General features: G+C 73.9%; 23 protein-coding genes. 13 read left to right on the top strand and 10 right to left on the bottom strand.

The genetic code is table 11. The features are described from left to right. Positions 1–79 precede the first annotated feature (79 nt). Complete coding sequence (locus STRCI_RS15285) at positions 80–1,267, top strand: glycoside hydrolase family 26 protein (protein WP_269659497.1); 1,188 nt, start codon at positions 80–82, stop codon at positions 1,265–1,267. A gap of 22 nt (positions 1,268–1,289) precedes the next feature. On the opposite strand, the gene STRCI_RS15280 is transcribed toward STRCI_RS15285, so the two are convergent. Genes STRCI_RS15280 through STRCI_RS15245 form a run of 8 tightly spaced genes read right to left on the bottom strand, consistent with a single transcriptional unit; the run spans position 1,290 to position 10,467 of the window. Continuing rightward, positions 1,290–2,384 carry a GNAT family N-acetyltransferase gene (locus STRCI_RS15280; RefSeq protein WP_269659496.1) on the bottom strand — a complete coding sequence of 365 codons (1,095 nt, stop codon included), beginning with the start codon at positions 2,382–2,384 and terminating at the stop codon, positions 1,290–1,292. Then, positions 2,381–3,034 (bottom strand): YveK family protein, encoded by a 654-nt coding sequence (locus STRCI_RS15275; protein WP_269659495.1) that lies wholly within the window; start codon positions 3,032–3,034, stop codon positions 2,381–2,383. The genes STRCI_RS15280 and STRCI_RS15275 overlap by 4 nt, the downstream gene beginning before the upstream one ends. Further along, complete coding sequence (locus tag STRCI_RS15270) at positions 3,031–4,176, bottom strand: glycosyltransferase (RefSeq protein WP_269659494.1); 1,146 nt, start codon at positions 4,174–4,176, stop codon at positions 3,031–3,033. Before STRCI_RS15270 ends, STRCI_RS15275 begins: the two co-directional genes overlap by 4 nt. Continuing rightward, positions 4,176–4,931 carry a polysaccharide deacetylase family protein gene (locus STRCI_RS15265; protein ID WP_269659493.1) on the bottom strand — a complete coding sequence of 252 codons (756 nt, stop codon included), beginning with the start codon at positions 4,929–4,931 and terminating at the stop codon, positions 4,176–4,178. The genes STRCI_RS15270 and STRCI_RS15265 overlap by 1 nt, the downstream gene beginning before the upstream one ends. After that, complete coding sequence (gene murJ, locus STRCI_RS15260) at positions 4,915–6,582, bottom strand: murein biosynthesis integral membrane protein MurJ (RefSeq protein WP_269659492.1); 1,668 nt, start codon at positions 6,580–6,582, stop codon at positions 4,915–4,917. Before murJ ends, STRCI_RS15265 begins: the two co-directional genes overlap by 17 nt. Next, positions 6,579–7,880, bottom strand: coding sequence for an O-antigen ligase family protein (locus tag STRCI_RS15255; RefSeq protein WP_269659491.1), 1,302 nt, complete (start codon positions 7,878–7,880; stop codon positions 6,579–6,581). The genes murJ and STRCI_RS15255 overlap by 4 nt, the downstream gene beginning before the upstream one ends. Positions 7,881–7,882: 2 nt before the next feature. Beyond that, entirely contained in the window at positions 7,883–9,310 is a 1,428-nt protein-coding gene (locus tag STRCI_RS15250) for an exopolysaccharide biosynthesis polyprenyl glycosylphosphotransferase (RefSeq protein WP_269659490.1), read from the bottom strand. Further along, positions 9,307–10,467, bottom strand: a complete 1,161-nt coding sequence (locus tag STRCI_RS15245) for a glycosyltransferase (protein ID WP_269659489.1) — start codon at positions 10,465–10,467, stop codon at positions 9,307–9,309. Before STRCI_RS15245 ends, STRCI_RS15250 begins: the two co-directional genes overlap by 4 nt. 415 nt (positions 10,468–10,882) lie before the next feature. Here STRCI_RS15245 and chpG point away from each other — a divergent pair, with 415 nt between their 5' ends. The 8 genes from chpG (at position 10,883) to STRCI_RS15205 (ending at position 15,975) form a co-directional block, all read left to right on the top strand. Beyond that, positions 10,883–11,122 carry a chaplin ChpG gene (gene chpG, locus STRCI_RS15240; RefSeq protein ID WP_269659488.1) on the top strand — a complete coding sequence of 80 codons (240 nt, stop codon included), beginning with the start codon at positions 10,883–10,885 and terminating at the stop codon, positions 11,120–11,122. 253 nt (positions 11,123–11,375) lie between these two features. Then, entirely contained in the window at positions 11,376–12,146 is a 771-nt protein-coding gene (locus tag STRCI_RS15235) for a hypothetical protein (protein WP_269659487.1), read from the top strand. A 174-nt stretch (positions 12,147–12,320) separates the two neighbouring features. Continuing rightward, positions 12,321–12,608 (top strand): hypothetical protein, encoded by a 288-nt coding sequence (locus STRCI_RS15230; protein ID WP_269659486.1) that lies wholly within the window; start codon positions 12,321–12,323, stop codon positions 12,606–12,608. A gap of 183 nt (positions 12,609–12,791) precedes the next feature. Next, positions 12,792–13,289: a DUF5949 family protein gene (locus tag STRCI_RS15225; RefSeq protein ID WP_269659485.1), complete on the top strand. Its 498-nt coding sequence runs from the start codon at positions 12,792–12,794 to the stop codon at positions 13,287–13,289. Then, entirely contained in the window at positions 13,289–13,894 is a 606-nt protein-coding gene (locus STRCI_RS15220; RefSeq protein ID WP_269659484.1) for a vitamin K epoxide reductase family protein, read from the top strand. The genes STRCI_RS15225 and STRCI_RS15220 overlap by 1 nt, the downstream gene beginning before the upstream one ends. Before the next feature lie 117 nt (positions 13,895–14,011). Then, on the top strand, positions 14,012–14,524 hold the full coding sequence (locus STRCI_RS15215) for a hypothetical protein (protein WP_269659483.1): 513 nt from the start codon (positions 14,012–14,014) through the stop codon (positions 14,522–14,524). A 130-nt stretch (positions 14,525–14,654) separates the two neighbouring features. After that, positions 14,655–15,125 carry a tyrosinase cofactor gene (locus STRCI_RS15210; RefSeq protein ID WP_269664553.1) on the top strand — a complete coding sequence of 157 codons (471 nt, stop codon included), beginning with the start codon at positions 14,655–14,657 and terminating at the stop codon, positions 15,123–15,125. Continuing rightward, positions 15,109–15,975 carry a tyrosinase family protein gene (locus tag STRCI_RS15205; protein WP_269659482.1) on the top strand — a complete coding sequence of 289 codons (867 nt, stop codon included), beginning with the start codon at positions 15,109–15,111 and terminating at the stop codon, positions 15,973–15,975. Before STRCI_RS15210 ends, STRCI_RS15205 begins: the two co-directional genes overlap by 17 nt. A 73-nt stretch (positions 15,976–16,048) precedes the next feature. Here STRCI_RS15205 and STRCI_RS15200 read toward each other — a convergent pair whose 3' ends face one another. Further along, positions 16,049–16,339 carry a chaplin gene (locus tag STRCI_RS15200; protein ID WP_269659481.1) on the bottom strand — a complete coding sequence of 97 codons (291 nt, stop codon included), beginning with the start codon at positions 16,337–16,339 and terminating at the stop codon, positions 16,049–16,051. A gap of 155 nt (positions 16,340–16,494) precedes the next feature. Further along, positions 16,495–17,454 (bottom strand): D-2-hydroxyacid dehydrogenase family protein, encoded by a 960-nt coding sequence (locus STRCI_RS15195; protein WP_269659480.1) that lies wholly within the window; start codon positions 17,452–17,454, stop codon positions 16,495–16,497. A 270-nt stretch (positions 17,455–17,724) separates the two neighbouring features. Here STRCI_RS15195 and STRCI_RS15190 point away from each other — a divergent pair, with 270 nt between their 5' ends. From STRCI_RS15190 to STRCI_RS15175, 4 genes are all read left to right on the top strand, one after another. Further along, entirely contained in the window at positions 17,725–18,480 is a 756-nt protein-coding gene (locus tag STRCI_RS15190; protein WP_269659479.1) for a thioesterase II family protein, read from the top strand. A 98-nt stretch (positions 18,481–18,578) separates the two neighbouring features. Next, the gene (locus tag STRCI_RS15185) at positions 18,579–19,277 is read left to right on the top strand and encodes a thioesterase II family protein (protein ID WP_269659478.1); all 699 of its coding nucleotides are present in this window, start codon (positions 18,579–18,581) and stop codon (positions 19,275–19,277) included. Between the two features lie 39 nt (positions 19,278–19,316). After that, positions 19,317–22,193: an amino acid adenylation domain-containing protein gene (locus tag STRCI_RS15180; protein WP_269659477.1), complete on the top strand. Its 2,877-nt coding sequence runs from the start codon at positions 19,317–19,319 to the stop codon at positions 22,191–22,193. After that, complete coding sequence (locus STRCI_RS15175; protein ID WP_269659476.1) at positions 22,186–25,815, top strand: amino acid adenylation domain-containing protein; 3,630 nt, start codon at positions 22,186–22,188, stop codon at positions 25,813–25,815. Before STRCI_RS15180 ends, STRCI_RS15175 begins: the two co-directional genes overlap by 8 nt. Positions 25,816–25,819 lie beyond the last annotated feature (4 nt).

The raw sequence follows: 25,819 nt of genomic DNA, 5'->3' as shown, positions 1-25,819 counted from the left end.
ACGGCGGTGGCGTAATTCCTGTTCATATGACTGAGTGTCAGTAAGAGGTGATCCCGCGAGTGCGGAGAATGGAGCAGGCATGGCCCCACAGCAGCGACCGGGCCGGTCCCGCCGGCGGCTGGCGTGTGTCGCGGCGACGGTCGTCGCGTCCGCCGCCCTGGCGTCCGGTCCTGGATTCGCCGCGGGCGCGGGGGCGGCACGATCCGCCGATCCGCCCGCTCCGGCACCCACCGCGGCCGTCGAACCGAAGAAGGACGTCCCCGCCTTCGGCGCCTACCTCGACTACGGCTCCCGGGGCGTCGCCCGGATCGCCGAGCTCAGCCGCTGGCTGGGCGGCGCCGAGCTGCGGGTCGGCCACACCTATCTGCCGGGCGACCGGTGGAGCAACATCGAGGGCGCCCCGGACTTCCTGGAGAGCTGGGCGAACTGGCGGCGGGAGCGGGCCGACCGGATGTTCGTCCTCAACGTCCCCATGCTGGAGCGCAACGAGGAGCGGGTCTCCGACGCCCACGTCCGGCTGCTGCTGCGGCAGGGCGCGGCCGGTGTCTTCGATCACCACTTCCGCCGTCTGGCCGAACGCCTGGTGGCGCTGAAGGTGCCGGACACGGTGATCGTGCCCGGCTGGGAGATGAACGGCATCACGTACACCCATCGCTGCGGCCCCGACCCGCAGGCCTGGAAGAAGTACTGGAACAGGATCGTCACCACCATGCGTTCGGTGCCGGGCCAGGAATTCCGCTTCGACTTCACCCCGACCCGGGGCAGGGACGCCATTCCCTGGACGCAGTGCTATCCGGGGGACGACACGGTCGACATCATCGGAATGGACTCGTACGACCAACCGCGTGGAATGTCGTTCGACGAACAGGTGAAAGAGCCCTACGGACTTCAGGAACACGTGGACTTCGCCAAAGCGCACGGCAAGCCCATTTCCTATCCCGAATGGGGACTCTTCCGCAATGGTGACAACGCCGAGTACATGCGGCGGATGCTCGCCTGGATGGATGAGCACAAGCCGCTGTACAACACGCTGACCGACTACTGTCCGCACGGCGTGTGGCAGTGCGAGGACAACCCGAGGTCGAGCGAGGTCTACCGCTCGGTGCTGTTCGGCCGTACCGACGAGCCGGAGCCCTCGCCCACCCCGACGCCGGTGGAGCCGACCACGCCGCCGAACTGTTCCCCGCTGGATCTCGGCGACTGGGTGGAGTACTGGCTCGGCGGGAAGCTGTGCCTGCGCTTCGACTGGTACTCGCGCAACTGGTGAGCCCCTGGTGGCGGCAGGTCCGTCAGGGCCTGTCGCCACGGTCGCGCTCCTTCCAGCGGCGCACCAGCTCCTTGCCGCAGCGCCGGGCGTCCGCCTGGCACACCGCGGCCGCCAGCAGCGGGGCGGTGCGCCGACGGGCCAGCAGCAGCCGCCGGTTCGCCACCGGTTCGGGCCGCCAGTGCTGCTTGTACGGCTCGTTCCCGCGCAGCAGGCTCAGCGTGCCCCGGGCGCGCTCGGCGCACGCGTCGAGCAGCATCACCGCCACGTCCGCCTTGCGTTCCCTGAGACACGGATGGGCGCCGTACAGATAGCCGCCCGTCAGGTGGCGGGAGCGCAGGGTCAGGTCGACGGCGACCACGTCGTCGGCCAGCCGGAACTCGGTGACGACCGCGTCCCCGGAGGCCACCATCGGCCCGACCGAGCGCACCAGGTGCTCGCCGAAGCGGGGGCGCAGATGCTCGGAGGTCACCTTCCGTCCCTGCCACTGGAGCCGGTGCAGTTCCAGCAGCCGCCGCAGCGCCTTGTCGACCTCGTCCGGCGCGACGACGTGCCGTTCGATGCCGAGGGCGGTGAGCTTGCGCAGTTTGGCGCGCACCCGCTGCTGGGCCTTGGCGGACGGCAGCCGGGCGATCAGCTCGGGCAGCGGGGCCGCGGGCAGCTCCAGGCACAGCGAGTCGGGCACCCCGCGGCGTGGGCCCGGCCAGCGGTCGTAGACCTGTTCGGCGGCGCTGCCCGGACGGACCTCGCGCAGATCGATCAGCGCGGTGCGGGCGGCCGCCGCGAGGCCCGCGGTGAGCGCGGCCACCGCCGCCTCGCCCCGCTCGTCGGCCAGCAGGACATCGCCGTAGTCGGAGATCGCGCCGCCGAGCGGCACCAGGGAGGGGACCGGTCGGCGTACCCGCATCAGGGGGGCGGCGGCGACGAGTTCGCCCCGGCCGTCGCGGGCCAGGACGAGGCGCAGCTGTCCGGGCGCGCCGTACGACCGCCACCAGGAGTGCAGCCAGGGGTGGCTCTGGAAGGGGGTCGCGGTGGCGCAGCCGCTGTACAGCCGCGCCCAGTCGGGGGAGAGGGCGGCGAAGGCGTCCTCGTCGGTGACGAGTTCCGTCGCGTAGGTCACAGCTGCCCGTGGACGTCGGCGGCGGGGGCCGGTCCCGGCACCGCGGGGCGGCCCCGGCCGTCGGCGGCCCGGCGGGGCCGGACCAGCAGCATCAGACCGCCGAGCAGACCGCCCGCGCTCGCGCCGACCAGGCCGGTGACCGTGGGGGAGGCGGAGGAGGGCTCGGTGGGTTCGGTGGCCCGGGCGAACTGCTGGAGTTCCACATGGGTGGACTGCTCGGCGTCGGACGCGTGCCGGGTCAGGGCGCGGGCGACGGCGTTGGCCATGTCGGCGGCGAGGTCGGCGCGCGAGGAGGTGGCGGTGACGGCGACCATCGGCGCGTCCGGGGAGGTCGCGGTCCGCACGTTCTCCTGCAGCGTCGACACCGGTACGCCCGCCCACACCTGGGCGTCCCCGAGCACCGCGAGCTGGGTGGCGACCCGGCCGTAGGCCTGGGCGAAGCCGAGCGCGGACGTCGGGTCGGACTTCTCGTTCGGTACCGCGACGACATAGCTGGTGGCCGTGTAGGCCGGCGGCTGGAGCAGGCCGTAGGCGCCGCCGAGGAGTCCGCCGGCCAGGGCGCCGGCCGCGATCAGGGACCAGGGCGGCAGGGCCTTGGCACGGGCCAGGGGGGTGGTCGCGTGGCGTGGTCCGGTGGGGTTCTCGGTCATGAGGAGCTGACCTTCCGGGGTGACGGTGACGGGACGGTGACGGCGGCGTACACATCCATCAGGCGGCCGGCGCTGCGGGTGATGCCGTAGTGCAGGGCGGCCTCGGGCGTGGTGCGCGGGCGGGGGTCCGCGGCGCGGGTGGCGGCGATGGCGCGGGCGAACTCCTCGGGGCCGCCCCGGATCCGGCGGGCGCCCGGCGCGGAGTGCGCGGGGAGGTCCTCGACGGCGGGGCAGGAGGCGTAGAGCACGGGGAGTCCGCAGGCCAGTGCCTCCACGACGGCGAGCCCGAACGCCTCCTCCGGGGACGGTGAGGCGAAGACGTCCATGGCGGCGGTGAGGGAGGGCAGGTCGGGGCCCGGGGAGCCGTCGGGGACGTAGGGGCGTTCGCCGGTGAACAGGACCCGGTCGGCGACGCCCGCCTCGTGAGCGGTGCGCCTGAGGACGCTCTCCTCGGGGCCGCCGCCGACCAGCAGCAGCCAGTGGTCGTCGGGGAGCCGGGCGAGGGCCTGGACGAGGGTGCCGAAGGATTTGCCCGCGGTGAGGCGGCCGATGCCGCCGATGACGTAGGCGTCCTCGGGCAGGCCGAGGCGGCGGCGGGTGCGCAGCCGCCGGCCCGGGTCGAAACGGAAGCGGTCCAGATCGATGCCGTTGGGGACGACCTCGATCCGGGGCGCGGGCACGCCCCAGCGCTTCAGGCGGTCGGCGACGGTCGGGGAGACGGCCACCGTCATCCGGCCGAGCCGCTCGCCCGCCAGGTACAGGGCGCGCACCCCCGCGCCGAGCCGGCGGCCCTCCATCTGCGAGTCGCCGAGGGAGTGCTCGGTGGCGACGACCGCCCTGACCCCGGCCATCCGGGCGGCGAGGCGCCCGTAGAGGCAGGCGCGGTAGAGGTGGGTGTGGACCAGGTCGTAGCCGCCGGTCCGGATCAGGCGGGTGAGGCGGGGCAGGGCGGCGAGGTCGCGGTTGCCCGCCATGCCGAGGTGCGTGACCCGCACCCCGTCGGCGACCAGGCCGTCGGCGACCGAGCCCGGGTTGGTGAGCGTGACGACGTCGCAGTCGACCGGCAGGTGCTTGAGCAGCAGCCGCAGTTGCTGCTCGGCACCGCCGATGCCGAGGCCGGTGATGATGTGCAGCGCCTTCATCACAGCCCCGCCACGGGGCGTCGGCGCAGGCGGTGCAGCCGGTGCTTGAGATAGAGGCGTACGGCGGTGTCGTTCTGGCCGACGTGGACGCGGGGGAGGGCGTGCGGGGAGGTGAGCGGGCCGGGGTCGATGGCGCAGGCGTAGGTGTACCCGGCCGCGCGGACCGCCGCGACGGCGCGGGCGTCCACGGTGCCGTACGGGTAGCAGAAGCCGTCGACCGGAGCACTGATCAACTCCGAGAGCACTGCTCTGCTTTCGGCCGTCTCGGTGTGCAGCAGATCGTCGTCGGCCTTCGTCAGGTCCACATGGGTCAGTCCGTGCGAACCGATCTCCACCCCGGCCTCGGCGGCCCGCCGGATGCCGTCGGCGGTCAGCAGGGGCTTGCGCGGGCCGAGCGGGTCCCAGGCGTTGTCACCGCCGAGCCTGCCGGGCAGGACGAAGAGGGTGGCGCCGCAGTCGTGGCGGCGCAGCACCGGCAGGGCGTGGTCGAGGAAGTCGGCATAGCCGTCGTCGAAGGTGAGCCCGACCAGACCGCGTCGCTCGCCCCGGGCGCGGGCGGCGAGCAGTTCGGCCATGGACACGCCTCTGAGGCCGCGGCGGCGCAGTCGGCCGAGCTGTTCGTCGAGGCGCTCGGGGGTGACGGTGATCCGGTACGGGTCGTCCGAGCAGTCACCCACGGAGTGGTACATCGCCACCCACGGGACCGGACCTGGGCGGGGCCCGAGGCGCGGGCCGGTGTCAACGGAAACGGACATGGCGGAGCCTTTGCGTGACGGTGCGTACGGAGTGCAGTGCGGGGGTCAGACCCTGGGCACCGAGGCCCAGGCCGAGCAGGAGGAACACGCCGGTCACGGTGGCCGCCCCGGCGGCCAGACCGGACAGAGGGGTGTCGAGGCGGGCGGCGACCAGGGCGCCGGCCACGGTCGCGAGCGCCGCGGCCCGGACCGGCTTGCTCAGTTCGTGCAGCACCCGCCGGGTGCGCACCGGGACCGCGCGGCGGCGCATCCCGGCGAGGAGCAGGACGGCGGTGACGGTGATGCCGGCGGCGTTGGCGGCGGCGATGCCGTGCATGCCCCAGGGGCCCACCGTCGCCACGCCGATCCAGGTGGTGACGACGATGCCGACGGCCATCGTGGCGAGCGGGAACCAGGTGGGGCGGCCCGCCGAGAAATAGGAGCGGATCAGGGCGCCGACCAGGGTCTGGCCGAGCAGTCCGAGGGCGTAGACGCGCATCACCCCGGCCGTGGCCGCGGTGTCCCGCTCGGTGAACGCGCCGCGCTGGAAGAGCAGTTCGATGATCTGCGGGGCGCAGGCGATGACCGTGGACGCGCCGAGCAGCACCACACAGGCGGCCAGCGCCAGATCGCGCTCCACCCGGGCGCGGGCCAGGTCGGTGTCGCCCTCGGCCATCGCGCGTGCCACCACCGGGAAGGTGACCGTGCACAGCATCAGCGAGAGCGTCATCGGGATCTGGGCGACCTTCTGCGCGTAGTTCAGGTGCGAGATGGACCCGGCGGGCAGACCGGAGGCGAGGAAGCGCTCGATGAGGACCTGCGACTGCCGGCACAACGCGAACAGCAGCACGGTCCCGACCAGCGCGAGGGTCACGGCCTGTCCCTCACTGGGGGCCGACTCCGCCTGCGCCGCGGCCGCCTTGCGGCGCAACCTCCCGAGGACGGACGGCAGTTGGACAGCGACCATCAGGGCGCCGCCCACCGCCACACCCACCGCCGCCGAACGCACCCCCCAGCGCCCGCCGAGGACGAACATCGCCGTGATGATGCCGGTGTTGTACGCCACGTAGATCGCGGCCGGTACCAGGAAGCGCCGGTGGGCCCGCAGGACCGCGCTGAAGTACCCGGCGAGCCCGAAGCTCAGGACGCAGGTCGTGGTCAGCCGGGTGCAGTCGACGGCGAGGGCGGGGTCGGGCAGACCGGGCGCGAGGGCCTCGACCAGGTAGGGGGCGGTGACGAAGGCCAGTGCGGCGGCGCCGATCAGGGTGAGCGTCAGCTTGGGCAGGGTGGCGGCGACCAGCGCCCGTACCGGGTCGCCGGGGGCGCCCTGGGCGCGGCGGGCCAGCGCCAGGCTGAACGCCGGGACCAGCGCGAAGGCCAGGCCGTCCTCGATCAGCAGGGTCGAGGCGAACTCCGGCACGGTCCACGCGACCAGGAAGGCGTCCGTCTCGCTGCCCGCCCCGAACAGCCGGGCCAGCGCCTGGTCACGGGCCAGCCCCAGCAGGGCACCGGCGATCGACAGCACCGCGGTGACGAGGGTGGCGCGGGCCAGGAACTTCCGGGAGACAGGGGCGAGTTCGGTACGGTCCCGGACCGGTCCGGGGTCACCGGAGCGCGCCGACGGCAGGGTCGCCGAGCCGTCGGCGCCGGTCCGCGGAGGCGTCACCGTCATCGGGGCGTGGCCTCCCCGGGGCTCGGGGCCAGTGCCCACCAGGCCACGAGGCCCAGGCAGACCGCGGTCAGCACGGTCGACGGGCCGCCGATGTCGGCGTAGGCGAAGTCCGTGAGCTGCCACACCAGCAGCCCGCAGGCGACGAGCCCGCAGTCCAGGCCCGAGCCCGCCGCGCGCACCCGGATCAGCCGCCGCACCGCGCACACCAGCAGGGCCAGCCAGCCGCCCGCGAGCGCCAGCAGGCCGATCAGGCCCTGCTCGGCGAGGACGAGCAGATACATGTTGTGCGGGGAGAGCAGCGGCTGCCGGACGAACGCCGCTCCGGCGCCCTCGGTGTCGCTGCCGGCGGACAGGGCGAGCGAGGAGTGCGCGTCCCGGTGTTCGGGGAAGCCTTTCAACCCCACGCCGGTCAGCGGCTGTTCGCGCCACATGCCGAGAGCGGCGGCCCACATGCTGTACCGGTCGGTGACGGACTGGTCGGGGGCGGCCGTGACCTGGGTGATGCTGCTGATCCGCTCCTGGAGCATGGCCGTGCCGACCCCGAACCCGCCGACCAGGATGACCGCCGCCGCGGCCACCGTCGCGCCCACCTTCAGCGCCCGCCGCAGCCCGCCGAGCGCCAGCTGCACCGCACAGGTCACCGCGGTCGCGATCCAGGCGCCCCGGCTGAAGGACAGCGCGAGCGGCAGCAGGAGGGCGAGGGCGCAGACCGCGGCCAGGGCACGCTGTCGTACCGGAGCGCGGCCGAGGGCCAGGCCCACCGCGCAGACCACTCCGAAGGAGACGACGGTCGCCATCCCCATCACGTCCTGTGCCCCGAAGGTGCCGACCGCGCGGATCTGCTCGCCCTGGTAGGAGGCGCCGGTCCCGGTGACGTACTGGTGCACGCCGATGGCGCCCTGCCAGCCCGCCAGGGCGACGAACGACCAGGCCAGCAGCCGGAAGTCGACCCGGTCCCGGACCAGCAGCGCCACGGCCGCCGGGACCAGCACGAACACCTGGAGATAGCGGCCCATGCCGGTGAGCCCGGCGCCGGGCGAGTCCGCGCCCACCGCCGCGACCGCGAGCCCCACCACGGGCAGGCCCAGCACCACGGCCGCCGTCGGGGACAGCGGGCGCCGCCGGTCCCGGACGACCCGGATCGCGGCGTAGAGGACGATCAGCGCGGAGAGCGCGTCGGCCGGGCCCGCGCCGCCCTCGCCGCCGGGGCTGACCGGCAGCGCGAGCACGGCCACGACGGCCACCACCGGGAGCACCGGGGAGAGGGCGCGGGGCGCGGCGAGGACGAGGCTCGTCATCGTCAGCTCCCTGTCGGACGCACGAGCGAGGCCGCGGTGCGCAGCAGGATGCAGACGTCCTGCCACAGCGACCAGTTGTCGATATAGGCGTTGTCGAACCGCGCCCGGTCCTCGATGGACGTGTCGCCGCGCAGCCCCTGGATCTGGGCGAGCCCGGTGATACCGGTCCGCATCCGGTGGCGGGCCGCGTAGCCGGGGTAGGTCTGGCTGAACTTCCCGACGAAGTACGGGCGTTCGGGGCGCGGGCCGACCAGGCTCATATCGCCCCACAGCACGTTCCACAGCTGGAGCAGCTCGTCCAGCGAACTGCGGCGCAGGAAGCGGCAGAACCACGACATGCGCACCTCGTCGGCCACGCTCCAGCGGGTCGCCGACTCGTGCGCGTCGACCGGGCGGTGGGTGCGGAACTTCAGCAGGGTGAAGGGGCGCCCGTCCTTGCCGATGCGCTCCTGCCGGAAGACCACACCGGGCCCGTCGGTCAGCCGCAGCACCACGGCGAACAGCATCAGCAGCGGGCTGACCAGCAGCAACAGCGTCCCGGACACGGTCACGTCGAACAGTCGCTTGCCCGCGCTGCCGGGCCGCCGGGCCGTCCCCATGTCCAGCCGGCGGCAGGCGAACCCGGCGAGCTGGCCGCGGGTGGCATAGGCCGGGGAGTCCGCGTCGACCTCCCACACCGCGCACCCCGACTCGGCGAGCGCCCGCAGCAGCGGGGCCCGCCCGGACCGTACCGACGGATGCACGGCGAGGACGTCCCGGACGCCGTTCTGGATCAGCGCCCGCTGCACCTCCTCGCCGGTGGTCAGCACGGGCAGGCCCTCGGTGCCGTCGGGGTCGTCGGCGACGATGCCCACCGGCCGTACCCCGCACCGCGGATGGCGCAGCACCCCGGCGGCCACCCGCTGGGCGGTCGCGGCCGGGCCGATGACCAGTGCGGCGCGCGGCCGCTGGAGCAGGGCGGTGGTCCGCCGCCGGTGCACCAGCGCGCGCAGCGCGCAGCTCGCGGCGCACTGGAGGAGGAAGCCGAGCAGGAGGGCGCGCCGGCCGATCGGCATGCCCGGGGCGTGTACGGCGGCCGCGGTGGCCAGCGCCAGCCAGGCCACCGCGATCCGGCCGCAGACGGCGGGCAGTTCGTCCAGTACGCCGGCGATGGGCCGGGGCAGGTGCGGGCGCAGCAGCAGCGAGGCGGCCACCAGCAGCGCGACCAGCAGCGGGCGGCGCTGGGCGCCGGTGAGCGCCAGGGTGGCCAGTAGCGCGGCCACGGTGTCCGCGGCGAGCAGCGGTACGGGGGAGGCGGGGCGTGGCCGGGCTCTGCGGGCCGGCAAGCGGAAACCGGTGGCCGGGCCGAGCCGGGGCATGACGGAGACGGGCGAGAAACCGTGATCCCGTGGCCGCCCGCCGGGCGGGGGGACGGTGCTGTCGGCAGTCACGAGTGGATGGACTCCCTGTACTCGGAGGGCACTGGGTGTGCCAGCAGGTCGCGGTAGACCCCGGCGACCGCCTCGGCGGTGTGCCGCACGTCGTGTGTGGACAGGACGTGTCGGCGCCCCTGGTGGCCGAGGGACTCGCGCAGCAGCGGGTCGCGCAGCAGCTCGACCACGGCGGCGGCGAGCCGGGCCGGGTCGCGCGGGGGCACCAGGCAGTGCGGTGCGAGGGGGAGCGGCAGGCTCTCGCGGGCGCCGTCCACATCGGTCACCACGACCGGGCGCCCGCACGCCATGGCCTCCAGCGGGGCGAGCGCCATGCCCTCCCAGCGCGAGGGCAGCACGACCAGATCGGCGGCCTGGTACCAGGGGGCGGCATCGGTGACGGCCCCCGTGAACAGCACCGACTTCGGCGCTCTGGCCCGCAGCGGGCCGCCGTCGGGACCCTCGCCGACCAGCACGAGGCGGGCCCCGGGCACCCGTTCCACCACCGTGGTCCAGGCCCGCAGCAGCAGGTCCTGCCCCTTCTGCCGGCACAGCCGTCCGACGCACACCACGAGCGGCGCGGCGGGGTCGACGTCCGGCAGCAGCCCGGCGCGTACGGTGCCGACGGCGGCGGGGTGGAAGCGCTCGGGGTCGATGCCGTTGGGGATCACCGTGTACCGGCCCTGGATCCCGGCCCGTACCCCGGTCAGCCGCTCGGCCTCGCTCACGCACACCACCCGCGCGGCCCAACGCGCGGCCCTGCGCTCCCAGTTGAGCGCCAGCGCCGCCATGCCGCCGCCGACCGCCTCGAACGACCAGGCGTGCGGCTGGAACACCGTCGGGATCCGCCCCCGCAGCGCGAGCCGCCCGGCCAGACCGGCCTTGGCGCTGTGCGCGTGCACCAGGTCGGGCCGTACGTCCTCGATCAGCCGGCTGAGCAGCCGTACCTCTCGAACGAGTGTCGGGCCCGGCGTGCGGGTGGCGGACCAGGCGCGCACCTTGGCGCCGAGCGCCCCCAGTTCGGCGCTCAGGGCGCTGTGCGGGCAGCCCACGGTGACCTGGAGACCGGCCGCGAGCTGGGCACGCGCCAGGTCTGTCACGACGCGGGCGACCCCGCCGTCCACGGGCTGGGTCAGATGCAGGACCCGAGGCGGAGGGTCGGTGGCTGACAGATGCATTGCGCGGTTTCCTCGCTCACGGGTGTCGCTCAGGGACGGGCGGGATCACGCCTCGGCTCCGGGCGTCGACGGCGGCCAACAGCACGCCGGTCCACACTGCGTCCCGCTGGGAAACGAGCCGGAAGCCCGGCTGGTCACCATGCGCGGGCGCACGCTCCGCCGGAGCCGCCCCCGTTGACTGATCGTCTGTTCTTTCCGAAGGTGTTATTTGCGGGCAATAAGGATGTTTCGGGAGGTCCGCAACTCTAGTGGTGATACGGATTGATCCGTCGAAACCTGGCAAGTGTGTCGGAATGGTGAAGCCCGGCCGGCGGGAGATCACTCCTTTGGCGGCACAACCCCCGTGCGCGTCACGCGTTGACACAGCGCCGGGCATCCCCGCCCGGGTGTTTTCAACCCCAAGGAGCACTTCTCCATGTCCCGTATCGCGAAGGGCCTGGTCCTTACGTCCGTTGCCGCTGCGGCTGTTGCGGGTGGCGCCGGTATCGCCGCCGCCGACGCCGGCGCGGGCGGCGGCGCCGCCCACTCCCCGGGCGTGCTGTCGGGCAACGTTGTTCAGGTCCCGGTTCACATCCCGGTCAACGTCTGCGGCAACACGGTCAACGTGATCGGCCTGCTGAACCCCGCGTTCGGCAACACCTGCGTCAACGACTGACGTAGCCGCGAGACCCTCTTACCGGCCGCCCCCTCCGTGGATCCGTCACGGCGGGGGGCGGCCGGTTTGCGTTGACCCGAATGGGGCATTCGTGCGGCGGACCGGCCATGTCGCCTTGACAAGCCCCCTCACCAGGCATGACGTCATCGAAACGGCGTTCGGGCGGTTACGGTGGGCGTTCGAACGGTTGCAGAGCGCGGTGAGCGCTTTCACGGTGGGCACAAGATCCGAAGCACCACCGAAAGGAACACCCATGCGTGCCCTGCCCGCACGGCGTATCGCGGTCTCCGCACTCAGCGCCACCCTCCTGATCGGAATCGCCGGTCCAGCCGCCGCCGCTGCCGACGACTCCGCCCGTGAGCGCACCCACGCGGCGTCCCATGCGCCCGTCCCCGGCGCGGACGCGCTGCTCGCCCAGGTCAAGTCCCTGGGCGGTGTCGGTGGTGTGCTCACCCCGGTCACCGAGCTGCTGAACGCCGCGCTCAAGGCCGAGAACGGCCAACTGCCCGCCGCGGACGCGCAGAAGCTCGGCCAGGCCGTGAAGGACGCCATCGCCAAGGCCACCGCCGTGGCCCCGGTCGCCCCGCCGGCCGTCGCCGTCCCGGGGACCTCGACGTCGAGCTCGACCGTGCCCGCCGCCCCGGCCACCCCGGCGACCTCGGCCACGCCCGCCCTCCCGGCGACGCCGACCACGCTGCCCGCGACGCCGGCCCTGCCGACGCTCGGCAAGAGCGACGACTCCAAGGCGCCGTCCGCCGAGCTCCCGGCCGATCTGGTCGCCGACGCCCTGGCCGGGCTCCAGAAGGCAGTCGACTCGCTGCTCGCGGCGGTCACCTCCGGAAACGTCGCCGCGGTCCTCCCGGCCGCCACCGCTGTGGTGACCGGCCTGGTCAACCTGGTCGCCGCCACTCTGCTCGGCGGCGGACTGCCCGCCCCGAGCCTGGCCGGACTGCCCGCGCTGCCGAGCCTGCCGATCGCCACGCCGCAACTCCCGGTCGGCGGTGGGCTGCTGCCCGCGTCCTAGGGAAACCCCGAGAGCCGTCGTGCCGGCCGATTCGGTCGGCACGACGGCTGCTTCTCTTTCCGCGCTGATATCAGGGACTCGGGGCCTCAGGGATCTCATATGAGGATGCGGGCCCGGGGTTTCCGCTGCGGAACAAGGTCGTTAGGCACGGCAGTTGCCGAAGAAAGGAACACGATGAAGTCCCTGAAGGCCGCCGCTGTCGTCGCCGGTTCCCTGGTCGTCGCCGGAGCCGCCGCACCCGCGTTCGCCAACAGCACCGCCGATCTGACGCCCACCAGCCTCAACGGCGCCGTGAACACGCTCACCAGCGGTCGCCTCACGGCCACCGACGCGCTGCCGCTCCAGCACCAGTCGGACGCGCTCGACACCGAGAACAAGGACTCCGTGCTCAACACCGTGAAGGGCGCCACCGGCGCGCTGAACCAGGGCGGACTGCTCGGCGGTCTCCCGCTCCAGAGCTGAACTCCTCCGGTCGTTCCGGAGCCACGAGGGCCGATTCCGTGCCGTACGGAATCGGCCCTCGATGTGTGCCGGCGGGGCTGTTCGAGGGGTGCGTAACTCGTTCGTGTGGACAGCGCGCGGGGCGTCGCCCGGTCGGGTGAGAAGGGCCGTGGGGGCCTTCCGGGGCGTCGATATGGTCGCGCGGTGACCTCAACCTCAAGCGAAAACCGCGCCTTCAACGCCGCCGAACTCGGCACGCTCGTCGTGATGGCCTGGAGCGGCGAGGCCCCCGGCGGCGACATGCCCTATCTGCTCGCCTACACCCTCGGCGACGGAACCGCGGGCCCGGAGGGCTCGGCCAGGGCCGTCGAAGCGCTCCTGGAGAACAACGGCCTGCCGGTCGGCGGTGAGCTCGTCGACGGCGCCTCCCGGCCCAGCCTCCCAGTCAGCCTGCTCGTCGAGGCCGGTCAGGCCGTCGTCAGCATGACCGGCTTCAACGCCCAGTGCACCCCGCCGCCCGAGTGGCTGGAGGCGGTCGGCGAACGCGGCTTCGCCTACTTCGTGTTCACCACCCGCCCCTGGCCCGAGGCCGAGCCCGGCAAGCCGGTCGACCCGGAGGCGCTGGCCGCGTTCGCCGGTGCCACCGAGACCCTGGACGCCGCCGCGCACGTAGTGCTGCCGGCCCGCAGCCTGCGCGGCTGATGGCCACGACCGCGGGACGGCCCGCGCGGACCGTGGGCGCGGGGTGGGGGTTCGCCCTGCTGCTGGTGCTCACCGGCGCCGCCGGGCTGCTGGCCTCCTGGGTCATCACCATCGACAAGTTCAAGCTGCTGGAGGACCCGGACTTCACTCCGGGATGCAGCCTGAACCCGGTGGTGTCCTGCGGCAGCGTGATGGAGAGCGACCAGGCCGAGGCCTTCGGGTTCCCCAACCCGATGCTGGGCCTGGTCGCCTACGGCGTCGTCATCTGCGTCGGTGTCAGCCTGCTGGCCGGGGCGCAATTCCCGCGCTGGTACTGGCTCGGCTTCGAGGCGGGCTGTCTGTTCGGCGTCGGGTTCGTCTCATGGCTCCAGTTCGAGTCGCTGTACCGGATCAACGCCCTGTGCCTGTGGTGCTGTCTGGCGTGGATCGCGACGATCATCCTCTTCTGGTACGTCACCTCGCACCTCGTCACCCGCCGACTCGTGCCCGCCCCGGGCTGGTTGGTGACGTTCTTCGAGGAGTTCACCTGGGCGGTGGCGGTGCTGCACCTCGGGGTCGTCGGGATGCTGATCCTGACCCGCTGGTGGGACTTCTGGACCAGCTGACAGGACGTAGGTCGTACTACTGCGGCACTCGGGGGAATTGTGCGCTCGTGACGTTCGCGGAGTCGTTGTGCGGTACGGACGTCGATCCACCGAACCCTGGAAGGGGCCGCAGCCGATATGAAGTCGACCACCCGAGGAACTCTTGTCGCCGTCGTGACGGGCGTCGCGGCGGCGGTGGCCAGCGCCGCTCCGGCCGCCGCGGTCGGCACGGTCCCGGTCCCGGTGCCGCTGGACGGCGTGGAGAAGTCCCTCAACATCGAACTGCCGACGATCGGCGGCGAGGTGCCGGTGCCGATGCCGGGCGCCCCCGAGGGCCCGCGCTACGTCGAGGGCCGGCTCATCCCCGAGCGGGTCGTCCCGCAGCTCCCGGTGAGCGGCGGCCTGCCGGGCCTCGGCCTGCGCACCCCGCTGCCGCACCTGCTCGGCGACCACTTCGACCACGTCGGTGTCGACGCCCCGGCCTCCGACCTGCGCACCCTGGCGCCGGGCCTGACCCTGGACGCCCCGCTGACCCCGCCGAACCCGGAGAACTTCGGGCTGCCCGAGCTCAAGCTGCCGCAGGTGGGCCTGCTCGCCCCGGTCGTCCAGACCGTGACGGGCGCCGACCTGGCGGCGGGCCCCGGCCTGTAGCCGCCTCGTCGCCAGGGCCCGGGGCGCGCGGCGCCGACCGGGCCCTTCGGCTGTCCGGAGGACGTGCGGTGACCGGGGTGAGCACCGAGGGGTTACCGCTACGACAAACCAACTGGATGAGGAGCACATGATGGTCGTGGGCGTCGGTGGAATGGCCGTGGGGACGCAGCCGGGAACGCAGCGGAAGGCGAGAACCGGCCCGGTGCACGGCGGGCGCCGGGACATGCTGCGGGGGTTGCTGGTCGCGGCCGGGGCGCTGGTGCTGGCGCCGGTCGTCGCGGCCTCCCGGCCGGGCACGGTCCAGGGCGGGGACAAGCCCGGCGAGCTGGCCTTCGACGAGACCTATCGGGGCCGCCACCTCCGGGGCATCCGCACCTCGGACGGCCGCGACGGCGCCGCGCAGTGGCACGTCACCGTCGACGGCGTACGCCTGCATCTGATGCGTCGGGCCGACGGCTCCTGGCTGAGCATGATCGACCACTACCGCTCCTACGCCACCCCCCTGGACGCGGCCCGGGGTGCCGTCGACGAACTGGGGCCGGGGGTGCGGCTGCGGGACACCGGGACGGACACGGGGGAACAGCATGGCGTACACGCGTAAGGACGTCAGCACGCTGACCCGCACCGAGCGGCGGCGGCTGGTGAAGGCGTTCCTAGAGGTCAAACGGCGGGGCGAGTACGACGAGTTCGTGCGGACGCACATCGAGTACTACGTCTCCGACGGCGAGGGCGGACTGCGTACGGCCCATATGACGCCCTCCTTCCTGCCCTGGCACCGGCAGTTCCTGCTGGATCTGGAGCGGGCGCTGCGCCGGGTGGACTCCTCGGTGACGCTGCCGTACTGGGACTGGACCAAGGACCGGACCGCCGGTGCCGTGCCCTGGACGGCGGATCTGCTCGGGGGCACCGGGCGGACCACCGACCGGCAGGTGATGACCGGGCCGTTCGCCTACGCGGAGGGCAACTGGACGATCAGGGAGAGCGTGACGGACGGGCGGTTCCTCACCCGGGACCTCGGACGGCGGCGCGATCCGATCGCGCTGCCGACCAGGAGCGATCTGGAGTGGGCGCTGTCGGATCCGGTCTACGACGCCGCGCCGTGGGACTCCACCGTCCGCAAGGGGTTCCGCAACAAGCTGGAGGGGTGGGGCGCGGGTCGTGGTCCGGTGGCCTGGCGCAACCACAACCGGGTGCACCGCTGGGTGGGCGGGGACATGGTCGGCGGCGCCTCCGTCAACGACCCGGTGTTCTGGATGCACCACGCCTTCATCGACCTGTGCTGGACGCGCTGGCAGCGGCGGCACCGGGTGCACCGCTATCTCCCCGCGAAGCCGCCCGGGGCCGGGAACGAGCAGCGGGGGCGGATCGTCGCCCGCCAGGAGAAGCTGCCGCCGTGGGACCTGACGCCGGACCAGCTGGAGGACGTCAGCCGGATCTACCGGTACGCGTGAGACAGCCGCAGGCGTGAGACATGGGAAGAGCCCCGGCGCTCGGAGGTGCCGGGGCTCTGTCCGTACGAGGGTGTCAGTCGCCGTAGCCGTTGCCGTGGCCGCCGCCGTGCTTGTCCTTGTGGTCGTCGGCGTTGACGCAGGTGTTGCCGAAGGCCGGGTTCAGCAGGGCGATCACGTTGACGGTGTTCCCGCACAGGTTGACGGGGACGTGGACCGGGACCTGGATGACGTTGCCCGAGGCGACGCCGGGCGAGTGCGCGGCCGTGCCGTCTGCGCCCGCGTCCGCCAGGGCCATTCCGGCCCCGCCGACCACCATGGCACTGGTGCCGACGGCTACAGCGGCTGCCTTCGCGATGCGAGACATCAACTTCTCCTTTGACTCGGTGAGCTCGACGGCGGCAGTTCGCGCCGCCGCACTTCCCCTACAACGCCGTTGATCGCGGGGGGTCACGCCGATGCCGCCGGGATCACCCCCGGCGTTGAGCCGAGCGGGGGTGCGGTGGGGGTGCGACGGGGGTGTCAGGGGAGTCGTCGCAGGGGCGAGCCCGCGAGGTAGGCCCGGATGTTCTCGACCGCCTGGCCGTAGTAGGCGCGGTAGTTGGCCTCGGAGACATAGCCGAGGTGCGGGGTGGCCAGGAGGCGGGGGGCCGTGCGCATCGGGTGGTCGGCGGGGAGCGGCTCGGTGTCGAAGACGTCCACGGCCGCGCCCGCGATGCGGCCCGAGTGCAGGGCGGCGAGCAGGGCGTCCTGGTCGACGATGGCCGCGCGGGAGGTGTTGACCAGGTAGGCGGTGGGCTTGAGCAGGGCGAGTTCGGGGGCGCCGAGCAGACCGCGGGTGCGTTCGCCGAGGGCGAGGTGGACCGAGACGAAGTCGCTGGTGGCGAGGAGGTCATCCTTGCTCGCGGCCTTCTCGACACCCACCTCGTCCGCGCGTTCCCCGGTGAGGTTCTGGCTCCAGGCGCTGACGCGCATACCGAAGGCGAGGCCGACCCGGGCGACTTTGCCGCCGATCTTTCCCAGGCCGAGCAGGCCCAGGCGGCGGCCGTGCAGATCGGCGCCGACGGTCGACTGCCAGGGGCCGCCGGTGCGCAGCGCGGTGCTCTCCTCGACCAGGCCGCGGGCCAGGCCCAGCAGCAGCGCCCAGGTCAGTTCCACCGGCGGGGTCGAGGAGCTGGCCGTACCGCAGACCGTGACGCCGTGGGCCTCGGCGGCGCCGTAGTCGATGACGCTGTTGCGCATGCCGGAGGCGATGAGCAGACGCAGCCGGGGCAGCCTGGCGAACAGGGCGGCGGGGAAGGGGACCCGCTCGCGCAGGGTGACCACGATGTCGAACTCGGCGAGCGCCGCGGCGAGGGCGTCCTCGTCGGCGAAGTGGAAGCCGAAGGAGACCACCTCGACGTCCTCGGCGATCGGCGACCAGTCGACGAGCCCGGTCGCGACCTGCTGGAAGTCGTCGAGCACGGCACAGCGCAGCGGCACGGTGAAGTCCTTTCCGCGGGGCAGGGGTTGTCGACTCTACGCGGCCGACGGTCGGGGTGTTTCAGCCGCTTTCACCGCTTCTGTTCCCCTGTCGCTTTTCGTTTGGCGCAGGTCCGCCAGGCGCTCGGCCCGCATTCGATGATCTTGGATGTCTAGGCTGCCAGGGAAGCTCACAAGGCCGGTTCTTCTGTATCAAGTTGGAGCAGATCCATGCTTTCCCCCCATGCCACCCTGTCCGTCACCCCTGACCTGGGCTGGAAGTAGCCCGGTATGACCGAGGGGCCGTGGATCAGAGACCTGTGCCCGCCGCCCCGGCAGCCTGTCGGCAGGGTCGTCGTCTTCCCGCACTCCGGGGCGGGACCGAGCACGCTGCGACCGCTGGCGAGGCTCTTCGCGACCCGCCATGAGGTACTCGGGCTCACCCTGCCCGGGCGCGAGACCCGTTTCACCGAGGACCCCGAGTGCGCACCGCCGGACGTGGTGGCCGCCGTACGGCGGGAGCTGGGCGCCCGCGCGCCGCTGCCGACCGTGTTCCTCGGGCACAGCCTCGGCGGATCGGTCGCGCTCGCCGTGGCGCTGGCCGAACCGCGCCTGTGCGCGGCGCTGGTGATCAGCGCGCAGCTGCCGGGCGGGTCCCGGGCCGAGCATCCCGGTGAGTGGAGCGACGCCGAGCTGGGCCGGATCGTGGCCGAGGGCGGCGGTACGCCCGACGAGGTGCTGGCGGATCCCCAGTGGCGCGAGCATGTCTTCCGGGTGCTGCGCGCCGACCTGAGCCTGGGGACCCGGTTCGCCGAACTGTGCCGCGACCGGGTGCCGGAGGTGCCGGTGACCGTGCTCGGCGGGGCCGCGGACCGGCTCGTACCGGCGGCACGCCTGGACGCCTGGCGCACCCGGGTGGCGCCGGACGCCCGGATCGAGATCCTGCCGGGCGGGCACTTCTATCTGCTCGACCCGGAGAACACCGACACCGTGGCGGGACACGTCCTCGCCGCCCTCGACGACGCCCGCGCGACCGCCGCCTCCTGACGCCTCGCGGCCTCCTCCGCCCCGCGCGTGCCCCATGCCGGAGCACGGACACCGTGCTGCCCCGGCCCACCCCACACCGAACGGAGAACTGCGCTCTCATGGAGCCGACCCATCTGATCTGCCTGCCCTTCGGCGGTGCCGGTGCCTCCTTCTTCAAGGACTGGCAGCAGAGCGCCCCCGACGGACTGACCGTGCTGCCGGTCCAGCTGCCCGGCCGCGAGGAGCGTTTCATCGAGCCCGCCCACACCGCGGCCGGGCCCGCCGTCGACGAGGCCTTCTCCTGGGTGCTGGACCGGATCGGCGGCAGCGGACGCGTCGCCCTCTTCGGGCACAGCCTCGGCGCGGTGCTCGCCTACGAACTGGCCCACCGGCTGGCCTCCGTGGACGGCGTGCACCTGGTCCGGCTGATCGTCAGCGGCTCGCCCGCGCCCTGGAACGGCCGTACCGAGCGGGCCACCGGACTGGACGACGAGGGCTTCCTGGAGCAGCTGCGCCGCTTCACCGGCTATGTCCACCCGGCCCTCGAAGCGCCCGAGATGCGTGAGCTGCTGCTGCCCACGCTGCGGGCCGACGTGCAGCTGCACGAGGACTACCGGCCCTCCACCGAGAAGCCGCTGGCGGCGCCGATCACCGCGCTGCGCGGGCGGGACGACACGCTCGTGGACGCGGCCCGGCTCGCCGGCTGGGCCGAGGCGACCACGGCCGGTCTGGACACCGTCGAGGTCGACGGCGGGCACATGTACCTGGCCCACGACCAGGAGCCGCTGCTGCGCCAGATCCTGACCGCGCTCGCCTGATCCGCCTTCGCCCGTCCGCTTCGCTCCAGGGAAACCCTCGTGCCCCGTACTGACTCCGCCGCCCTGCTCATCCCGGCCGACAGCGCACCGTCGGCCCACTGTCACGCGCTGGGCGTACGGCTGCCCGGCGGCACGGAACCCGCCGCGCTCGGCCGGCTCCTCGACGAGGCGGCCCGGCACTGGTGGCCGGACCGGGCGCTGCCCGAACTCGCCGTCCGTGACGTGCCGTTCGCCGCCGACTCCGACCGGGCGCACCGGGCGCTCCAGGAAGAGCTGCGTCGTCGCCCGGTGCCCGAGGGGGCGCCGCTCGGCGCGGTGCTGCTGCGGTACCCGGACGGCGCCGCCGACCTGGTGCTCGCCGCCCACCGGGCCGACCTGGACGCCCGGTCGCTGCGGCTGATCGCCGAGGTGCTCGACGGGCGTACGGCGAAGGAGACGCTCGCGCCGCAGGCGGCCGGGCCGGTGGCCGGGCCGGACACCGAGACGCTCAAGCGCTGGGCCGCGGCCGACTATTCGGGGCGGGCCGAGTGGGCCACGCCGGAGGAGTCGGCGGGGGAGCACACCGGCACGGTCGTCGTGGACCTCGACGGCGGCCCGGCCGACCCGTTGCCCGCGCTCGCCGTCGCCCTCGGGCTCGTCCTCGGACGGTACGAGGGGCAGGAACAGCCCCTGGTCGGCGTGGTCGGCGCGCTGCCCGAGCGGCCCGAGCGGGCGCTCGGGGCGTTCGACGCGGGCACGCTGCTCGCGCTCGACCTGTCCGGGGCGCGCAGCACCGGCGAACTGGTCGGCGAGGCCGGGCGGGTGCTCGACGGCGGCGCCGGGTGGTGCGGCCGCGAGCGGTACGCGGAACTGTGCGAGGAGGCGGGCGGGCGGCCGCTGGCCGGTGTCGTGACCGGCGCGGAGTCGTCGTACCTGCCGTGCCGGAGCGCGCCGTTCCCGGTCACCGTCGCCGTGGAGGACGGGGTCCGGCTCGTTGTGCGGCACCGGACCGCCGAAGTCGACGCGGAGTCGGCCGCCCGGCTCGCCGGGTATGTCGCGCGGGTGTTCCGGCAGCTGGCCGGCGCCGATCTCCCGCTCGCCGAGGTCGAGTTGCTCGGACCCGAGGAGCTGGCCTCCACGGTCGCGCTCGGCCGTCCCGGGCGGTCGCTCCGGTGGCGGCCGGGGCGGATCGACGCCGCCTTCGCGGAGCAGGCCGCCCGGCGGCCGGACGCCGTCGCGCTCAGCTGCGACGGGGAGTCCCTGACCTATGCCGAACTGGACGCCAGGGCCGGGCGGTTCGCCGCCGGGCTGCGGGCCCGGGGCACCCGGCCCGGGGAGCGGGTCGGCATCTGCCTGGAGCGCACCCTCGACCTCGTGGTGACCATGCTCGCGGTGCTCAAGGCCGACGCGGTCTATGTGCCGATGGACCCGGCCTATCCGGTCGAGCGGCTGGCCTACACCGCCGAGGACGCCGGGCTGCGGACCGTCGTCACCACCCTCGACGACTTCCCCGCCCGCGCGGGCCTGGGCGTCGTACGGCCCGCGGAGCTCGACGGCGCGGAGGAAGCACCGGCGCCTCCCCCGCGGGCTGCCGAAGAGGCCGCCTACGTCATCTACACCTCCGGCTCCACCGGCCGGCCCAAGGGCGTGGTGGTCCCGCACCGCAACGTCCTCGCCCTGCTCGCGGCCACCCGGGACGACTTCGGGCTCGGCGCCGACGACACCTGGACGCTCTTCCACTCCAGCGCCTTCGACTTCTCGGTGTGGGAGATCTGGGGGCCGCTGCTGACCGGCGGCCGGCTCGTGGTGGTGCCGTACTGGGTGTCCCGGTCGCCCGAGGACTTCCGGGAGCTGCTGGCCCGGGAGCGGGTCAGCGTGCTCAACCAGACGCCGTCGGCCTTCGCCCAGCTGATGGAGGCGGACCGGCACGGCGCCGAACCGCTCGCGGTGCGGCTGGTCGTGTTCGGCGGGGAGCCGCTGGACGCGCGGTCGCTGCGGGGCTGGCTGGACCGGTACCCCGAGGAGCGGTGCCGCCTGGTCAACATGTTCGGCATCACCGAGACCACCGTCCATGTCACCGCCCAGACCGTCACCGGGCGCGAGGTCGCCGCCGGTTCCCGGTCGGTGGGACCGGCCCTGCCCGGCTGGTACCTCTACGTCCTGGACGGACAGGGGCGCCCGGTGCCCGTCGGGGTGCCCGGGGAGATCTACGTCGGCGGCGAGGGCGTGGCCCTGGAGTACCTCGGGCGGCCGGAGCTGACGGCCGAGCGGTTCCTGGCCGACCCGTTCGCGGGCGGGCGGATGTACCGCAGCGGTGACCGGGGCCGGTTGCTGCCCGACGGGCGGCTGGAGCATCTGGGGCGGCTGGACTCGCAGGTGAAGGTGCGTGGCTTCCGCATCGAGCTGGACGAGATCCGCAACGTGCTGCTCGACGATCCGCGGGTCACCGCCGCCGCCGTGGTCATCGGCGGGGACGCCGCCGAGGACGCGGCGGGCGTCCGGATCGACGCCTACGTCGTGCTCGACGGCGGCACGGACACCGCCGCCGTACGGGAACGGGCCGCCGGGGTGCTGCCCTCGTACATGGTGCCCACGACCGTCACCGCGCTGTCCGCGCTGCCGCTCACCGCCAACGGCAAGCTCGACGCCCGGCGGCTGCCGGAGCCCGCGCCGCCCGTGGCCGCGCCCGCCCCGGCCGGTGCCGGGCACGACGAGACCACGCTCGCCGGTCGGCTGGCCGCCGTGTGGGAGTCCGTGCTGGGCGTGCCGGTCGGCGGGGACGACAACTTCTTCGCGCTCGGCGGGAACTCGCTGCACGCCATGCGGGTGGCGGCGGCGATGCGGGAGCGGGGCATGCCCGCGCTGCCGATCCGCGAGCTGTACCTGAAGCCGACGGTCAACGCGCTCGCCGCGGTTCTGGAGGGCGTCGATGAGTGAGTCCTTCGCCGAGCTGCTTCCCGGGCCCGGCGATCCGGCTCCGGCCGGGGCCTACGGTCCGGTCGGTGACGGGCCGTTCCCCGTCCCGCTCCCGGCGGGCGCCGATCTCGCCGCGGTCGTCGCCGGGTGGGCCGCGCTGCTGTACCACCACACCGGGCGTACGGAGTTCGGCCTCGCCGTCGAGGAGGAGCGGGCCCGGCCGGTCGTCGTCCGGCTGGCCGTGGAGCCGGCCCTGCCCTGGACGCGGCTGCGGGACACCGCGCTGCGGGCCCTGGAGCGTCCGGAGCCGTGCGCGGGACCGGTGGCGGGGCTGCCGCTGCTGGTCGTGGACGGGAACGACGTCCTCCTGCGGCACGATCCCGCGGTGAGCCGGAGCGACGCCGTCGCCCGGCACGCGGGGCACCTGGGCGCCGTACTCGCCGCCGCCCTGCGGGAGCCGGGGACCGCCGTACGGGAGCTCGAACCGCTGTCGGCGGACGAGCGAGCCGCGCTGGAGGACGGCTCGCACGACGAGGTGAACCCGGGCCGGGTCGAGCGGCTCTTCGCCGAGCGGGCCGCCGAGAGCCCCGGCCGGCCGGCCGTCGTGCACGGCGACAGCACGCTCAGCTACGCCGAACTCGACCACCGCGCCGAGGTGCTGGCGTCGGTGCTGCGGGCTGGCGGACTGCGCCCCGGGGAGCCGGTCGCGCTGCTGCTGCCCCGGGAACCGGGGCTCGTGGTCGCGGCGCTGGCCGTGCTCAAGGCGGGCGGCGTCTATCTGCCCGTCGACCCGGACTATCCGGCCGACCGGGTCGCCCTGCTGCTCGACGACAGCGGCGCGAGCCGGGTCGTCACCTCGGCCCGCGTGACCGGGGAGCGGCCCGCGGGACAGGTCGTCGTCCTGGAGGACCTGGAGGAACAGGGCTGGTCGGCCGTGCCCGACGCCGTGGACGCGGGGGAGCTGCCCGGGTCCGAGGCACCCGCCTACCTGATGTACACCTCCGGAACCACCGGGCGCCCCAAGGGAGTCGAGGTCCCGCACCGCGGCATCGTGCGGGTCTGCCGGGACACCGACTACGTGCCGCTGGACCGGAGCTCGCGGCTGGCGCAGATCGGGGCGACCGGGTTCGACGCCTCGGTGTGGGAGATCTGGGGCGCGCTGCTCAACGGCGGGACCCTGCACATCCTGGACCGCGAGACCTTCCTCGACGTCGACGCGCTGGGCCCGGCGCTGGCCGGACAGGCCGTCACCACCGCCTTCTTCACCTCCGCGCTCTTCCACCAGCTCGCCGACGAGGACCCCGGGGTCTTCCGGCCGCTGCGGGATCTGCTGGTCGGCGGTGACGTGGTCTCCGCCAAGCACGCGAGCGCCGTGCTGCGGGCCTGCCCGGGGCTGCGGCTGACGAACATGTACGGGCCCACGGAGAACGTCGTCTTCTCCACCTTCCAGCCGGTCACCGAGCCGGTCCCGGCCCGGCTGCCGATCGGGCGGCCGATCCGGGGCACCTCGGCCCATGTGCTCAACCAGGACCGCAGACCGCTGCCCGTCGGGGTCCCCGGCGAGCTGTACGTGGGCGGCGAGGGCATGGCGCTCGGCTACCACGCGCGGCCCGAGCTGACCGAACGCGCCTTCGTGCCGCACCCGTTCGCCCCCGGCCGCACGCTCTACCGCACCGGCGACCGGGCCCGGCTGCTGCCCGACGGCACCATCGACTTCCTGGGCCGCGTCGACCACCAGGTGAAGGTGCGCGGGTTCCGGGTCGAGCCCGGCGAGGTCGAGACCGCGCTGCTCGGCTGTACGGGCGTGAAGTCCGCGGTCGTCCTGGCCCGGCGCCGCCCCGACTCGGCCGACAGCTACCTGTGCGCCTATCTCTCCGGCGACGGGACCCTCGTACCGGACGAGGTGCGCGAGCAGGCGCGGGCCGCGCTGCCGCCGCACATGGTGCCCGCGCACTTCATGGTGCTGCCCGCGCTGCCGCTGACCACCAACGGCAAGGTGGACCGGGCGGCGCTGCCCGAGCCGGACTCCGGGGCGGCCGGGGCGGACGTGGCGGCCCGGGACGAGGTCGAGCGGGCGCTGATCGAGCTGTGGGAGGAGATCCTCGGGGTGCGCGGGGTCGGCCCCGGGCGGACCCTTCAGGAGCTGGGCGGGACCTCCCTGACCGCGACCCGGATCGCGGCCCGGGTGGCCCGGCGGTTCGGGATCGCCTGCCCGGTGTCCGTGGTGCTGCGCACGCCCACGCTCGCCGCGCTGGCCGACTTCGTGCGGACGGCCGAGCCCGCGCGGGGCGAGGGGCCGCGGCCGGGCGGCGCCGGGGAGCGGGCGCCGCTCTCGCCGCAGCAGCACGGCATCTACGTCGAGCAGATCAAGGATCCCTCGGGGACCGAGTACAACCTGCCGATCGTGGTGGACCTGCCGGGGGACGTGGACGCGGCCGCGCTGCGGGACACCCTGGCCGTGCTGGTGGCCCGGCACGAGGTGCTGCGCACCGACATCGCCCCGGACGAGGACGGACGCCCCTGGCAGCGGGTGCACGACGAACCGCCGGTGGTGCTGGAGGAGGCCGTGCTGCCGCCCGGGGCGGACCCGGACGGCTGGACCGAGCGGTGGATCCGGCCCTTCGACCCGCACCGGGCGCCCCTGTGGCGGGCGGTCCTGCTGCGGCACGCCGACGGGGCGCGGCTCGTCCTGGACCTCCACCATCTGATCACCGACGGCTACTCCCTCGCGCTGCTCATGACCGAGTGGGCCGCGCTGGTGCGCGGTGCGGAGCGCCTGCCCCAAGTGGAGCTGGTGCACCGGGACTTCGCGCGGTGGGCGACCGGACCCGAGGGGCGGCACCGGGCGGAGCGGCAACGCGGGTTCTGGACCGGGACGTTCACGCCCGCGCCCAAGCCGCTCGACCTGCCGACGGACCGGCCCCGGCCGCCCGTGCGCCGTACCGAGGGTAACGTCGTCGCCTTCGAGTTCGGCGCCGAACGCAGTGCGCTGGTAAGGGAGTTGGCGCGCACTGAAGGAGTCACTCCCTTCCATGTGCTGCTCGCCGCGTACACCGCCTTCCTCGGGCGGGTGTCCGCGGCCGAGGACGTCACCGTCGGCGTCCCGGTCTCCGGCCGGCACCTGCCGGGCGTGGAAGCGGCGCAGGGCATGTTCGTCAACACCCTCGCGCTGCGCGTACGGCCGCTTGCCGGCCTCCCGTTCCGGGCGCACCTCGCCGAGGTGGCCCGGCACGCCCTGGCCGCCGCCGACCACCAGGACCACGGCTTCGCCGACGTCGTAGGACTGACCGGGGAGCGGGACTACAGCAGGCATCCGCTGTTCGACACGCTCTTCGCGGTCCAGGACACCGGGCTGCACCAGGTGGACTTCCTCGGCGGGCGCCCGCGGTGGCGTCCGGAGGTCACCCGGCGGACCCTGTTCGACCTCAACCTCCAGATCGACGACGCGCCCGAGGGCTACAGCGCCCGCTGGGCCTACGCCACCGCCCTGTTCCTGCGGCCCACCGTCGAGACCTTCGGCTCGGCCCTGCTCGCGCTGCTCGACGCCGCGCTCGCCGCACCGGACACGCCGCTGGGCGAACTGGACCGGCCCGCTCCGTCGGGCCCCGCCGTCGTCGCGCCTGACTTCGATTTCGACTTCTGAACCT

The sequence above is a fragment of the Streptomyces cinnabarinus genome, from assembly GCF_027270315.1.
Classification (GTDB): Bacteria; Actinomycetota; Actinomycetes; order Streptomycetales; family Streptomycetaceae; genus Streptomyces; species Streptomyces cinnabarinus.
Note: the sequence above shows the minus strand (reverse complement) of the source record. Positions and strands in the feature narration are given on the sequence as shown.